The organism is Streptomyces sp. NPDC002888, from assembly GCF_042888465.1.
Classification (GTDB): domain Bacteria; phylum Actinomycetota; class Actinomycetes; order Streptomycetales; family Streptomycetaceae; genus Streptomyces.
In genome coordinates this window covers 79,797-93,006 of sequence record NZ_JBIAPU010000034.1, presented here as the reverse complement: position 1 = coordinate 93,006, position 13,210 = coordinate 79,797, and the positions used below count along the sequence as shown (strand labels likewise).

Below are 13,210 nucleotides of genomic sequence, written 5' to 3'. Positions count from 1 at the left end.
CGTACCGCGACGGAACGCAAGCACCGCCCGTGCGGCAGCAGTTGTCGTATGCGGATTGCGGAATCGAAGATTTCGAATGGAAGCGTGCGGAAGGCGCGGCGCGATTCCGGTTGTCGGTGGGCGGGAATCCGTACCGTCGGTAACGCGCCAATAAGCCCAGGTGGCTTCCGTGGAGGCTTTCCTTGCAGGTCAACGGCGTGCGAAAGGAATTCCGGAAATGCGGTCGAAGGGCAGCGGAAATGCAGTGAAGCGGGTAACTTGTCGATCGTTGAACCGTCAGGAACGGCCAAGGGGGGCAGTCCGGGGCAGTGCCCGCGGACTCCTGGAACGTCGCCGAACCGACCGGTCGGCATGTCAAAGCCCGGACTCGGGGTGTCCGGGGCAGTGGCGAAAGCGGTGCGCGCGCGAGCGTGCCGGAGGGGGGTAGACCGACAAGTGGGCGGTGGAAGATGGGAACTGAGGGTCCTGGGGCCCCTGGAAGTGCGTTTCGCGGGGCGGCCGGTACCGGTGGGGGGAGCCAGGCAACGGGCCGTGCTGGCGGCCCTGCTCCTGTGCCGGGGGCGCATGGTGCCGACCTCGTCGTTGGTGGACAGGGTGTGGGAAGGGCGCGAACCGGCCAGTGCCGTCAACACCCTGCAGAGTTACGTGTCGAGGCTGCGCGCCCTGTTCTCCTCGCCGGTCGAGGGGCGGGCGGACGCGCCCGTCATCCGCGGCGAGTCGGGCGGATACCTGCTGGACGTCCCTGACGAGCAGGTCGACAGCGCGCGATTCGAACGGCTCCTGACCGCGGGGCGAGCGGAGTTGGCCGCCGGGGACGCGTCGACCTCGCACGCTCTGTTCTCGGCCGCGCTCGACCTCTGGCGCGGACCGATGCTCGGTGACCTGAACGGCGCCGTGGGCTTCCGCGCGGAGACGGCCAGGATGGAGGACCTCCGCATATCAGCCGTGGAGCTCATGGCCGACTCCGAGATCGCCCTGGGCCGGCCGGATCAGGCCATCGCCCGCCTGCGGGAGGTCTCCGCCGCACACCCGCTGCGGGAGGGCCCGGTGGCCCGGCTGATGAGGGCCATGTACCACAGCGGGCGGCCGGCCGACGCCCTCGCGCTCTACGGGGACATCCGGCAGCGGTTCGTGGACGAGCTGGGGATCGAGCCCGGTGCGGAACTCGGCGCCCTGCAGCAGGCCATCCTCCGACGGGAGCGGATACCGGGCTTCGAGGACGCCGTGACTTCGGCCGACCGGCGAGGGCCGACGCGGGACCGACGGCACGCGCCCACCGCGACAGCCGCCGGTGGCACCGTCACGAGCGCCGTCGTCCACGTCGTGGACGCCGTCCGCGTGTCCGAAGGCGCCCCGCGGCCGCACCAGCCCCTCCCGGCGACGGCACGCCGGAAGCCGGCCGGCGTACCACCGAAGGGACTGCCGCGCATCGGGGCCGACGGCCCGTCAAACCCCGTTCGTGATACCGGCCGCGGCCCGGAGAACCGCGAACGTCTCCGGGAGCGGTTCGGCGAACCATGGGGAAGGCCGTCCCCGGACCTCGCCCTGAAGCCGTACGGCAGCAGGAGGCTCGGCTGCGGGTGCCTCGATCCGTCGGCCGACGGTCGTGATGACGGTGACGTCGTCTTCCGGCCGCACCGGTTGCCGTAACGAGCACACCCGACACCCTGCACGTGGACTGCACGGCAGCTGCAAGCCAAGTGCACGGCATGCCCCGCACTCTCAGGACGTCACCGACGACGACCGAGAGGCACAGATGGACTTCCGGGACCGGACACTTCTCCGGCTTGCCGATCCGGCACAGCGCTCGGGTCTCTTCGGCCAACGCTCCCTGGAGAACCTGGTCACGGCCGGCTACGACATGACGGCCGGGATCACCGGGCCGTACGGGGCCGACTTCGCCGAGCTGCGGCTCGGCGCGCGCCTCGAACGTCCCCTCGTGGTGGAGGGGAGCTGGTCCGGGGCGGGCGGCGCGGAGCGCCGGGAAGCCAGGTTCACCGTGACCGGCCTCGCGGAGCTGACCGCAGACGCGCTGTGGCGGGGAACGGTGACGGTGCGGACCGGGGCGGGCACCGACGCCGTCTCCGCGGTCGACGTCGATCCCGCCCAGCCGCCCGGCCGGAGCGAGCTGACGGTCCGGTACGCGGCCCGCTCCGGCGGCCCGGCGCGCCCGCTCGCCCTGCCGGTCGTCGTCGGGCTGCTCGTGCGGGAGACCGCACGGCCGGCCGATCTGCTCGCCGAGAGTCAGGGCCTCGCCGCCGCGCTGGGCCGGCTCACCGCCATGCCCTCGGGCGACCTGCCCGTTCCGGCCCGCCGGCAGGCCCTCGTGGCTTGGCTGGTGCCGCCGCGGGTGTTCGACGACGCGGACTGGCCCGGTGCGGCGCCCGGTCAGGACCCCGCCGGGCTCAGGGAGGCACGTGCCGTCGCCACCGGACGGATCCTCGCCGAGCAGGGGATCGGCCTGGTCGTCGTACCCGAGAACTGACCGACTCCCGGCGGCCGGAACTCGCCGCCGCCCTGGGGCCAGAGAGGACAACCATGCCCACCGCGTACCCGTTCATCGACATCGAGATCGACAAGTCCGGACTGACGCCGCGCGTGCAGCCGTCCAGCGGCGTCGTCGCGCTCGTCGGCACCACCCCCGCCGACGCGGCCGGCGGCACCGCCGCGGTCAACGTGCCGCACGTCGTCACCACTCCGGACGAGGTGCGCACCCTCTTCGGCGCGGACAACGCCCTCCACAAGGCCCTGCTGCTGGCCCTCGGGCAGGACCTGATGCCGCAGAAGATCTACGGCGTGCGCGCCAAGGGCACCGAGTACGCCGCCGCGCTGGCCGCCCTCGAAGCGGTGGACGACGTGTCGGTGGTGTGCCTCGCCGGAGTGACCGACATCGGCGCCGAGAACCCGCTCACCGGGCTGAACGCCCTGCGGGCACACGTGGAGGAGATGTCCCTGAAGGGGCTGCGGCGGATCGGCGTCGCCATGATCGACCCGAAGGTCGAGAAGTCCGCCGACTACGTCTCCAAGGTCGTCACCCCCGCCCTGGTGAAGCTCAAGAGCGACGCGGGCCGCATGGTCCTGGTCGCGGCGCGCGGCGCGGACGGCGACGTCGCCGCGGCGACCGCGGCGGTGATCGCGGCCCACCCGCCGCACGTCTCGCTGCTGCTCAAGCAGGTCAAGGGGGTGCGGATCCCCAAGGAGAAGCAGTACGGCCCGTCGGAGATCGCCGAGCTGTCCAACGCCGGGATCAACCCGGTCATCGACCCCGCCCTGATCCCCGGCGAGGGACTCCACCTCGCCGACGGCCAGACGTTCTCCACCGACCCCGCCTACGGCTACATCGACGTGCGCCGGGTCGTCGACCACGTGGAGTTCCTGCTCCGGGCCGGCCTCATCGGCAGCATCGGCGACGCCCGCATCACCCGCACCGGTCTCACCCTGCTCAAGCAGCGCACCGAGAGCATCCTCGGCGGCCTGCTGCGGGACACGGTCATCGCGGGCTTCTCCGTCGGCATCCCCGTCCTCGACGTCCTGGGACGGCCCGAGTCGGCCTGGACCGAGCCGGACCGCGACCTCGTCAGGACGGCCCGGGGGCAGCGGGCCGTCGACATCCACACCTCCATCACCTACGGACCGGCCGTGCACCGCCTGCACGTCAAGCTCGCCGTCACCTACTAGGAGCCCCTGGGAGCCCGCCACCATGGCCGACTGGAACACCCGCCTGGCTGTCGCCTACCTCGACGACACCGGCAAGACCGCCGAGATCGCCCCCGTCGACTCGATCTCGACCACGTTCAACCTCAACGCCGAACCGCTGCACTCCCTGGGCGCGACCCACATCGGCGTCGTCTACCAGCCGCAGCAGATCAACTTCACGATGACCGTGAAGGCCATCGGACACGCGACCGCCGAACTCACCGCGATAGCACTGCGCGGCGGCCGGTTCGACATCGTCCTGCAGGAACAGTCCGGCACCGACTGGTCCTTCAAGACCGTGGTGATGACCGACTGCGTGATCACCAGCTCGGCCCAGTCCGCGGCTGTCTCCGGCGCGCCCACCGTCACCTTCTCCGGGTTCTCCCTGGCCGCCAAGGTCGAGGGCAAGTCCGGCCCGGCCGTGTCGCTGCCCTGATCCGCCCGGACGTCTCCCCGCCCTGATCCGCCCGAACCGTCCCCGACCGGCGGCGCCGCCCGCCGCCGGCCACCAACCGCATGGAGCGCCCATGGGTGAGCCCGCGCAGTATCACTTCCCGGTGGAGATCGAGGTGAGCTCCGCCCCCCGGATCGACGAACAGGCCATCGCCGACCTCGTCCTGGAACGGCTCGCCCTGCGGATCGAGGCCCTCGACCCCGCACCGCGGGGGGACTGAGCCGTGACCGCGTCCAGTTTCCAGCGGTACGGGACGCCGTCGCTCGTGCTCTCCGACGGGCTGGTCACCGTCCCGCTGTGGGCGGTGTCGGGCCTGAACCTGAGCCGCCGGTACGAGCGTGCCCCCGGAACCGTGTCCACCGTGGAGGACACCATCATGATCAGCGGGTTGCTGGTGGGTCCCGAACGCTTCGTCTGGAGGGCGGCCCTGGAGACCCTCGCCGAGCACAGCCACGGCACGGGAGTCTTCCGGCCGTCGGGCGACGCCGGTGCCGACGCGCTCGCCGCGAACGGTGGCTCCGAGATCCGCCCGGTCACCCTGCTGGCCGGGTCGGCGATCCACACGGACTTGAGGATCGTGTCGCTGTCCCTCGCCGAACAGGCGATGCGGCGCGACGTCGTCGAGGCGTCGGTGACCCTCGCGCACGCGCCCGAGTGGCGCGGCCCCGACCTCGCCACGGACGTGGCGGTCGCGGGCCTGTCCGCCCTCGCCGACTGGGAGGGACACCGGTGAGTCCGACCTTTCCGATCCTGCGGGTGCTCACCCCCGAGGAGCCCGCCCCGCTTCCGGACACCGCCACCCGCGTCACGCGGGCGCTCGACCGCGGCCTGCCGGAGTACGTGCAACTCAACGCCGACCTCGGGGTGTTCGTCATCGCCGCGATCGGCCGCGCGGACGTCTGGCACCGCGCCGACCCGACGGCCGTGGTCTCCAGCCCCGCGAACGGCGGCCACCCGTTCCGGCTCGTCCTGCGCACCGGCGGCGACTACGCCGGAGCGCTGCCGCTGACGGTCGGGGCGCGGCGGCTCGTGCCGCTGCAGGGGCCGCGCCGGCTCGCCACGGCGGTCGCCGTCGTGGACTGGGAACTGCGCGCCGGCTCGGTACGCGGCCCCGGCGCGTACGGCTCCCGGATCGAGCTCGCCTGGTGGGACGTGGGAGGCACGCCATGACCGGCTGGGGTCTGCGGATCACCGGAGCCGCCGAGCCGTTCGAGCTGACCAGCGCCGTGACGCGGGGTCAGGTCGGCCTGCGAGCCGACGTCGTGCTGCCGTCCGGGCTCGCCGCCGCCACCCTGCGGCTCACCGTGCGCGGCCTCGCCGCGGCGGTGACGGACCGGTTGACCGGCCAGGGACCGCTCGTCGCCGAGCTGTACCTGTACGGCTCCACGTCGGCCGTCGCCTTCGACCCGGCGGCGCGGGTGGCCGCCGTCGTCGTCGAGCGGATGACGCGTCACCAGGGGCCGTACGGACCGGAGTTGACGCTGGACGGCATCGACGAGGCGTACCACCGCCTGTCCGTTCCCTGCCCTGATTCCGTGCCGGCCGGAGACCACCGTTCGGTGGCCGCCGAGATCGGCCGGCGCACGGCCGTGTCCGTCCAGGCGCACGGCTCCTCCGTCCGCCTGGGACCGCTGGGCACCGGCGCCACCTACCTGGAGCACCTGGCCACGATCGAGCGGCGGCTCGCCGAGGCCGACGGGCGCGGCGGACGCGGCCTCGCCCTGTTCCGCGACGGCGTGCTGCACGTCGGCGCCCGGCCCGCCGTACTGGTCGCCACGTACGACGTGGAGCCGCAGTGGACGGAGGAACTGGGCCGGGTCCGCGCCTCCCGGCGCGCGGTGCGCTTCGGACTGCCCGGCGATCCCCGGCTGCGGCCCGGAGAGCTGGTCCGCATCGCGTCGGCGGACCGACGGGCCGCCCCGCTCACCCTGTACGTGACGTCGGTCCAGCACACCCTCGACCCGGAGCACGGGTTCACCACCGTGGCCGCGGGCGTGGGCGCACTCGGCGCCGACGACGTCTGGGACCCGCACCCGGTGGGACTCGACCCCGTCTCGGCGCACTCCGAACCGGCCGCCGACCCCGCCACCGCGGTCGCCCGCGCGATCGCCGGACTCGGGCGCGCCGCGGCCGCCCGCACCACCACGGCCGAGGTCGGCGAGGTACGCGCGGCCGACGGCCACGCCGCGACCGTGTGGCGCGGCCTCGCACCCGGCGACGGCGCCCCCATGCAGTACCGCCGACTGGACGTGCAACGGGACGCACCCGACCGGCTCGCCGAGGTCGGCCACACCACCCCGTTCGCCTGGGGCGCCTACGGCCTCGTGCTGCCCCGCTACCCCGGCACGCGGGTCCTGCTCGTCCCCCGGCAGGGCCGGGCCGACGACGCGGTCGACGTCGGCTCGGTGTGGCGGGCGGACGAAGGGCCGGCCGCCGAGGCCGGGGACTGGTGGCTGCACCTGCCCGCCGGGGTGCCGGCCGGACAGCGGGCCGGTGTCGCCGACGACCGGCTGGGCGCCGACCCCGGCGACCGGGCCAGCAACGACCTCACCGACGCCGACGGCAACCGGGTCATCGAGGTCGGCGAACTCACCGTCCGCGTCGGCCGGAAGGCCCTCGGCCCGGCCGGGACCCGCCCCGGCCGAGGGGACAGCGAACACGCCGTCACCATCGAGCACGCCGACGGCGAGGCGTCCCTGGTGATCACCGCCGACGGCACGATCACCCTCACCGGCAAGAAGCTGCGATTCGAGGCACAGGAGAACATCGAGATGAAGGCGAAGAACGTCAAGGTCGCCGTCGAGGGCCACATGGACGTGACGGGATGACGGCCGACTGGACGCTCGCCGTCGCCCCCACCGCGGACGACCCCCTCGCCTCCGACCTGGTCCTGCGCGACGGCGACCTGGTCGCCCTGACCGGCGCGGACTCCGTTCTCCAGTCGGTGCGGCTCGCCCTCACCACCGCGCCGGGCACCGACCCCCTCGACCCGGGCTTCGGCTTCGACGGACTGCGGGTCCTGGCCGAGGAGACCAACCCCGAACTGGCCCGGGAACGCCTCCGGGTCGCCGTGATCGCCGTACTGCGCCGCGACCCGCGGATACGGCGCGTGCTCGACGTACGCGTGGACGACGCGACCGGCCCCGGCCGGGCCCTCACGGTCAACGTGGCCTTCGAAACCCACACCGGCACCACGGTGCCGGCGACCCTCACCACCGGAGTAGAGCGTGCCTGACGACCTCGCGCCCGACGGGACCGCCCCGTACGGGGTCACCGACACCGGGTTCGTGCCCAAGCCCTACGCCCGCCTCGTCACCGAACGCTTCGCCCTCGCCCGCGACGTGTTCGGCGCCGACCTCGACCTGGGCTCGGGCTCGGTGATCCGCCGCCTGCTCGAAGTGACCGCGCTGGAGGACGCCCGCACCTGGGCCGCCCTCGCCTCCGCCTACGACGACACGTTCGTCTCCACCGCCACGGGCGAGGCGCTCAGCGCCCTCGGCGCCGAACTGGGCCTGCCGCGCCCCCACCTGGAGGCGCGCGGCGAGGTGCGGCTCACCCTGAAGGGAGACGTGAGCGCCCCCGTCGTCCTGCCGCGCGGGGTGCGCCTGCTGACCCCCCGGGGCGACGACGTGGCCACCGACGCGCGAGCCGAACTCTCCGCGCACCAGCGGCAGACGACCGTACCCGTGGCCGCCTTCCACCCCGGACCGGACGGCAACCTCGACCCCGCCCGACCCGACCAGCGGATCTCCCTGTGGAACCCGCAGGAACCGTGGCGTGCCGAGTTCCTCGCCCAACACCGCGACGACGGCGTGGACATCGACATCGACGGCTCCGCCGCACGGCTCACCGGCGGCGAACGGCAGTGGCCGGACGCCCGCTACCGCGAGCTGTTGCTGCGCGCACCGCGCTCGCTGTGGAACGCCGAGGCGATCCGGCTCGCCGCGTCCATGGTGCCGGGCGTGCGCCAGGTCCAGGTCAGCGACGTCTACGGCGGCCTCGACATCCACCAGTCCGTCTTCGGCACCCTCGACGGCAACTTCATCGACCGGCTCTTCGGGGAGGACGCCTCCGCGACCGGCCCGTTCGGGCTGACCGTCCTGGTCGCGCCCACGCCGGCGGCCATCTGGGGCGGCCCGGGTGGCGGCGGGCTCCACGACGCCGTGGAACGGGCCATCGAGGACGTACGGCCCCTCGGCGTGGTGCCGCGGGTGCGGCCCGCCGTCGAGGTCGGTGTCGTCGTGTCGGCGACCGTGGTGGTGCGCGGCTCGACCGTGCCGTCCGACCAGCTCAAGACCCGGCTGCTGGCCCGGGTCGCCACCTACGTCGACCGGCTCGGACTCGGCGAGGAGGTCAGACTCGCCGCCGTCCTGGCCGCCATGATGGCCGAACCCGGCATCGCGGACGTCCAGGACCTCAGGCTGTCGAAGTACCCGCCCAGCCTGTCCGGTTCGGGACAGCAGGCCGACGCGCCCGCGACCGGCCCGTCCGATGCGCCCGCGACCGGCGCGAACCTGCGGCTGGCGGCCAACGAGATCGCCGTACTCGTCGAGGACACCCGGGGACTGCGCATATGACCGCCTCCTACCGCGCGATGGCGGACCACCTGCCCGGGCCGCTCGGCGCCGCCGTCCACGACGAGCCGGTCCCGCTCGACACCACCTCCGGGCGACTCGTCGGCCAGGTGCCAGCGACCGCCGCCCCGCCGCTGCTCCTGCTCGGGCCCGGCCGCGACCTCGCCGAGCACGGCCTGCGGGTCACCGTCACCGCCGGTTCGGCGGATCTGCCTCCGCTCGTCTTCGCCCCCTGGACGGAGGCCGACGCCCTGCTGCCGGTGCCCGGCGCGACCGGCTCGTTCGAGGTGCGCGCGGAGTGGCTCACCGGCAAAGAAGCGCTGTCGCCCGCCGAGGCGGCGGACCTGCTGCGGGCCCGGTGCCTGGCCGGCACCACCGCCCGGCTGCTCTACGTCCTCGGCGCGCCGAAGGCCGACGCCCGCCGCGTCGCCCGGCAGATCGCCGCCTCCCGCACCCTCGACGGCGCCCGCGGTGACGCGCTGGACCGGCTCGGCGCCGAGGTCGACGCACCCCGGTTCGCCGAGCGGATCACCGTACGCGGCGATGTCGTCGACGTGACGCCGGGACGGGAACCGGACGAGGAGTACCGGGCCCGGCTCGCCGTCCTGCGCCAGTGGACCGTGCCCTCACCCGGCGGCATGACACGGCTGCTGACCGACGGCCCCCTGGCCCGCTTCCGGATGCCCGGCCTGTTCGCCATCGAGGACAGCGCCAACGGGCTCGCCCTCGCCTTCCGCGTCCTCGCCCCCGCCGGGGACGCCGGGCGGATCGAGGTGCTGGAACAGGTCCGTGCCGTCCACCTGTTGTGGCCGGGCGCCGACGGAGACGCCGTACACGCCGCACGGTCCATGCCGGCCGCGCGCAGGGCCCGGGACGAGGCGCTGCGGGCGGCGCTGCGGGAGCGGTACACCTTCACCGAACAGGCCACGAACCGGCCCGCGCTGGCCCGGGGCCTGGCCGCCGCGCTGGCCCGGCTCGCCGCCTGCCGCGCCGCTCTCGGCACGACCGACCGGGGCACCGTGCTCCGGGTGCAGGACCCGGCGGGCGGCAGCCGGTACGAACTCGGCGTCGGCGCGGACCTGCGCCCGCTGACCGTCACCGAGCTCGAACGGCTCGCCGACCGGGCGCGCAGGCCCGGCCAGGTCGCCGACCCCGAGATCCGCGCCCTCCTCGCCGCCCTGCGCCCGCCAAGGGCCGTCGCCGACGACCCGGACGGCCGCTGGCTGCTGGAGCCATGCGGCCTGGCCACCGTCCACCGGCTCGCCGACGACCGGCTGTTCGTCTCGCACCTGCCCCTGCACGGCATGGCCGTCGACGGCGACCCCTCCGCCCTGCGCGCCCGCTACGCGGCCCGGCAGGACGAGTACACCCACGCCGTGCTGGGCGACGGGCTGACCACCGCGCTGCGCGCCTGGACCGCCATGGGCGGTGGCCTGCGCATCCTCGCCGACCGCCCGGCCGCCCTGGCCCGGATGCGCGCCGAGGCGCAGGCCCTGGACGCCACCGACCCGGCGCTCACGGCCCTGCGCGCGGCCGGCCTGCCGACCGTGTCCGACCCGCGCCCGGCGATCGAGCAACTGCCCCACATCCCCCAGGAGATGTACCAGGTGGTCACCGTGCCCGAGCAACTCGGACAGCGCTTCCTCAGCGGACAGCCCGACGCGGTCGACCTGATGCGCGGGCTCGTCGGACTGCTGCGCGACCAGTGGCTCGTCTCGGCCCTCCCGGTCGTGCTCGCCCCCGCCGGAAAGCCGCGCGAACTCGCCCTGGTCCTCGGCGCGGTGCCCCTGCCTCAGGCCGGAACCAACCTCAACCGGCGCAGGGCGGCGGGCTTCCGCTGGCAGACCGTGCCGCTGCGCGGCTCCCTCACCCTGTCGGCAACGACCGGCGCGAGCACCTCGGTCACCACCACCGACGGTGGCATCGGCGTCGCGGTCGCCGTCGGATACGCCCGCCGACAGCGCACCGACCCATACGAGTTCAGCGTCGACCTGCCGGACGGCACCCTGAACCACCCGCAGTACGAGGCGCTGATGAACCTGCTCGACCGGGCGCACCCGGCCGGCATCGCCGTCGACACGCTGCCCGTCCGCCGCTCTCGCGTCGCCCTCGGCCCGGGCCCCGAGCCGACCCCGCTCAGCCCGGCACAGTCCCGGCTGTACCGGAACTACCGCCCCGGCCGCGGCCGCCTCGCGAACCAGCTCTTCAAGCCGATCACCGCCGGCCTCCAGGTCGGCGTGCGCGCCACGCTCCGCGTCGACACCTACCTCAAGCCTCGCCAAGGGAACCAGCCGTGACCCAGCCCACGCCGCCCGTACCGCCGATGAAGCGCCCCCGGTACTTCGACTACCAGTTCCTGCGCGCCGACGACTTCGACACCGAACAGCGCTACCACCGCTCCCGCCGCGAACTCCTCACCGCCCTCTTCTACAGCCCCGGCGTCGTCTCCGGACTGACCCCGACGACCACCGACACCGCGCTCACGGTCGGCGCGGGGTACGCCGTCGACCACCTGGGCCGGCTGATCGTGCTGGCCGCCCCCGCCCAGCTCGTACCGCCGACCGCCGACGGCCCGCTGCTGATCGCCGTCCGCTACGACGAACGCGCCACCGACCCCAGCGACGAGACGGGCTTCCCCGGCGAGACCCGGTGGACGGAGGAACCCAGGATCGAGCTGGTGGCGTCCGCCGCACCCGGCCACGTGGTGCTCGGCACCTTCAAGCGCGCGGCCGGCAAGGCAACCGTCGACACGGCCTCCCGGACGACGGCGGGACTCGTGATCCCCGGCCAGTACACGGTCAAGGGCGCCCTCACCGTCGACGGCGACATCTCCGGCAAGAGCCTGCGCACCGGCCCGGTGACCGCGACCGGCGCCGTGACCGCGACAGGTGACGTGACGGGCGTGAATCTGAAGGCGTCCGGGGGCGTCACGGCCACCGGTGACGTGACGGGCGTGAACCTGAAGGCGTCCGGCGGTGTCACGGCCACCGGTGACGTGACGGGCGTGAACCTGAAGGCGTCCGGCGGTGTCACGGCCACCGGTGACGTCTCCGCCAAGAACCTGCGCGCGTCGGCCGAGGTGAGCGCCAAGGACGTCCGGGCCACCGGCGCCATCACACCGTCGGCGGGCAACTCCTCCGCCAACGGCATCATGTTCCCCCGGGACCCCGGCGGAGGCTCAGGCGACGAGGCCTACATCCGGTACTTCCCGTACAGCGGGGAGAGCACGATGCTGGCGATCGGCACCGGCAACGACGCCGACGACCTCATCGACTTCTGGCAGTTCGGCCAGGTCCGGCTCAGGATCGGCCAGGGCATGCTCCACATGGGGCGGCTCGACGGCTCGATCACCGCGGGCAACGAGGTGATCGGAGCGATCGGCTTCCAGGGCCAGGGCGTGCAACACGCCCAGTTCTCCTTCCGCGCCGGGCGTGGCTTCGAACTCGTCGACCGCAGCGCCGACGGACCCTCGCCCTCCTACCCGGTCGACAGCAAGCCTTACGCCAACCTGTACACGCGGAGCGTCAAGGCCGCGGGCGGGCTCTCCGTCGGCGCCTACGAGCCGGTCGACAACAGGATCACGGCCTGGGACGGCGTCTACCACGGCGGACTCTACGTCGGTGACACCGACGACCTCGGCGCGTGCCCCATCCGGATGTACAACAACGGCGACATCCGCACCAGCGGCATCGTCTACGGCCGCGAGAAGAAGTTCCTCATCGACCACCCGCTCGACCCCGAGCACCAAAACCTCATCCACTGCGCGGTGGAGGGCCCGGAGTCCGGCGTCTACTACCGGGGCGAGGCACGGCTCGTCGACGGCACCGCCACCGTGGAACTCCCCGACTACTTCGAGGCCCTGACCCTCCCCGAGGACAGGACCGTGCAGCTCACCCCCCTCTTCGAGGACGACGACGAGCCGGTGTCGGCCCTGGCCGCCTCCCGGGTGAAGGACGGCAGGTTCCGGGTGCGGACCCTGGACGGCTCCCGGGCCTCGCACGCCTTCTGCTGGGAGGTCAAGGCCGTACGCGCGGACGTGGAGCGCCTCGACGTCGAGGTGGACAAGCAGGACTTCGACGAGCAGCCCCGGATCGTGAGCGACCCGCCGCCGGCCGCGCCCGAGGGCCCGGGGCACACCGAGCCGGCCTCGTGACGGCCATCGGCGCGGCGCGCACGGCCGATGCGACTCCCGCGCCGCAGACCCCGGCCGGAACGTGGCAGGTCACCCCCGGGCAACCGGTCACGGTGACCGCCGGAAAGCTGCGGGTCGACACCAGGCCGGTCGTGCTGGGGGCGTCCTGCGGGTTCGCGTTCGCCCCGTCCCCCACGGGCAGCCCGCTGCCCCCCAGCACCGTCTCCGCGAACGCGAAGAACACCCGCCTGCGGTGCGACGGCCGACCGGTGCTCCTCGACGGCGACACCGCGCAGGACTCGTACGGCAACACGCTCAAGGCGACCGACCCCGGCCGCCTGCGGACGGAGTAAG

General features: G+C 73.8%; 13 protein-coding genes. All 13 read left to right on the top strand.

Annotated elements, in window-relative coordinates; translation table 11 throughout:
- The first annotated feature begins 48 nt into the window (after positions 1-48).
- Positions 49-1,650, top strand: a complete 1,602-nt coding sequence (locus tag ACFYWX_RS39715; RefSeq protein WP_389429937.1) for a BTAD domain-containing putative transcriptional regulator — start codon at positions 49-51, stop codon at positions 1,648-1,650.
- A 106-nt stretch (positions 1,651-1,756) separates the two neighbouring features.
- Positions 1,757-2,485 (top strand): hypothetical protein, encoded by a 729-nt coding sequence (locus ACFYWX_RS39710; protein WP_389429936.1) that lies wholly within the window; start codon positions 1,757-1,759, stop codon positions 2,483-2,485.
- A 53-nt stretch (positions 2,486-2,538) separates the two neighbouring features.
- Positions 2,539-3,678: a hypothetical protein gene (locus ACFYWX_RS39705; protein WP_389429935.1), complete on the top strand. Its 1,140-nt coding sequence runs from the start codon at positions 2,539-2,541 to the stop codon at positions 3,676-3,678.
- A 22-nt stretch (positions 3,679-3,700) separates the two neighbouring features.
- The gene (locus ACFYWX_RS39700) at positions 3,701-4,132 is read left to right on the top strand and encodes a hypothetical protein (protein ID WP_389429933.1); all 432 of its coding nucleotides are present in this window, start codon (positions 3,701-3,703) and stop codon (positions 4,130-4,132) included.
- Positions 4,133-4,223: 91 nt separating this feature from the next.
- On the top strand, positions 4,224-4,370 hold the full coding sequence (locus ACFYWX_RS39695) for a hypothetical protein (RefSeq protein WP_389429931.1): 147 nt from the start codon (positions 4,224-4,226) through the stop codon (positions 4,368-4,370).
- Positions 4,371-4,373: 3 nt separating this feature from the next.
- Positions 4,374-4,883, top strand: a complete 510-nt coding sequence (locus tag ACFYWX_RS39690; protein WP_389429929.1) for a hypothetical protein — start codon at positions 4,374-4,376, stop codon at positions 4,881-4,883.
- Positions 4,880-5,320, top strand: coding sequence for a hypothetical protein (locus tag ACFYWX_RS39685; protein ID WP_389429928.1), 441 nt, complete (start codon positions 4,880-4,882; stop codon positions 5,318-5,320). Before ACFYWX_RS39690 ends, ACFYWX_RS39685 begins: the two co-directional genes overlap by 4 nt.
- Positions 5,317-6,978, top strand: a complete 1,662-nt coding sequence (locus ACFYWX_RS39680; RefSeq protein ID WP_389429927.1) for a hypothetical protein — start codon at positions 5,317-5,319, stop codon at positions 6,976-6,978. Before ACFYWX_RS39685 ends, ACFYWX_RS39680 begins: the two co-directional genes overlap by 4 nt.
- On the top strand, positions 6,975-7,385 hold the full coding sequence (locus tag ACFYWX_RS39675; protein ID WP_389429926.1) for a GPW/gp25 family protein: 411 nt from the start codon (positions 6,975-6,977) through the stop codon (positions 7,383-7,385). Before ACFYWX_RS39680 ends, ACFYWX_RS39675 begins: the two co-directional genes overlap by 4 nt.
- Positions 7,378-8,727 carry a baseplate J/gp47 family protein gene (locus ACFYWX_RS39670; RefSeq protein WP_389429925.1) on the top strand — a complete coding sequence of 450 codons (1,350 nt, stop codon included), beginning with the start codon at positions 7,378-7,380 and terminating at the stop codon, positions 8,725-8,727. The genes ACFYWX_RS39675 and ACFYWX_RS39670 overlap by 8 nt, the downstream gene beginning before the upstream one ends.
- On the top strand, positions 8,724-11,021 hold the full coding sequence (locus tag ACFYWX_RS39665) for a hypothetical protein (RefSeq protein ID WP_389429924.1): 2,298 nt from the start codon (positions 8,724-8,726) through the stop codon (positions 11,019-11,021). The genes ACFYWX_RS39670 and ACFYWX_RS39665 overlap by 4 nt, the downstream gene beginning before the upstream one ends.
- Positions 11,018-12,877 carry a hypothetical protein gene (locus ACFYWX_RS39660; protein ID WP_389429923.1) on the top strand — a complete coding sequence of 620 codons (1,860 nt, stop codon included), beginning with the start codon at positions 11,018-11,020 and terminating at the stop codon, positions 12,875-12,877. The genes ACFYWX_RS39665 and ACFYWX_RS39660 overlap by 4 nt, the downstream gene beginning before the upstream one ends.
- Positions 12,874-13,209 (top strand): hypothetical protein, encoded by a 336-nt coding sequence (locus ACFYWX_RS39655; RefSeq protein WP_389429922.1) that lies wholly within the window; start codon positions 12,874-12,876, stop codon positions 13,207-13,209. The genes ACFYWX_RS39660 and ACFYWX_RS39655 overlap by 4 nt, the downstream gene beginning before the upstream one ends.
- The last annotated feature ends 1 nt before the right edge of the window (position 13,210 follow it).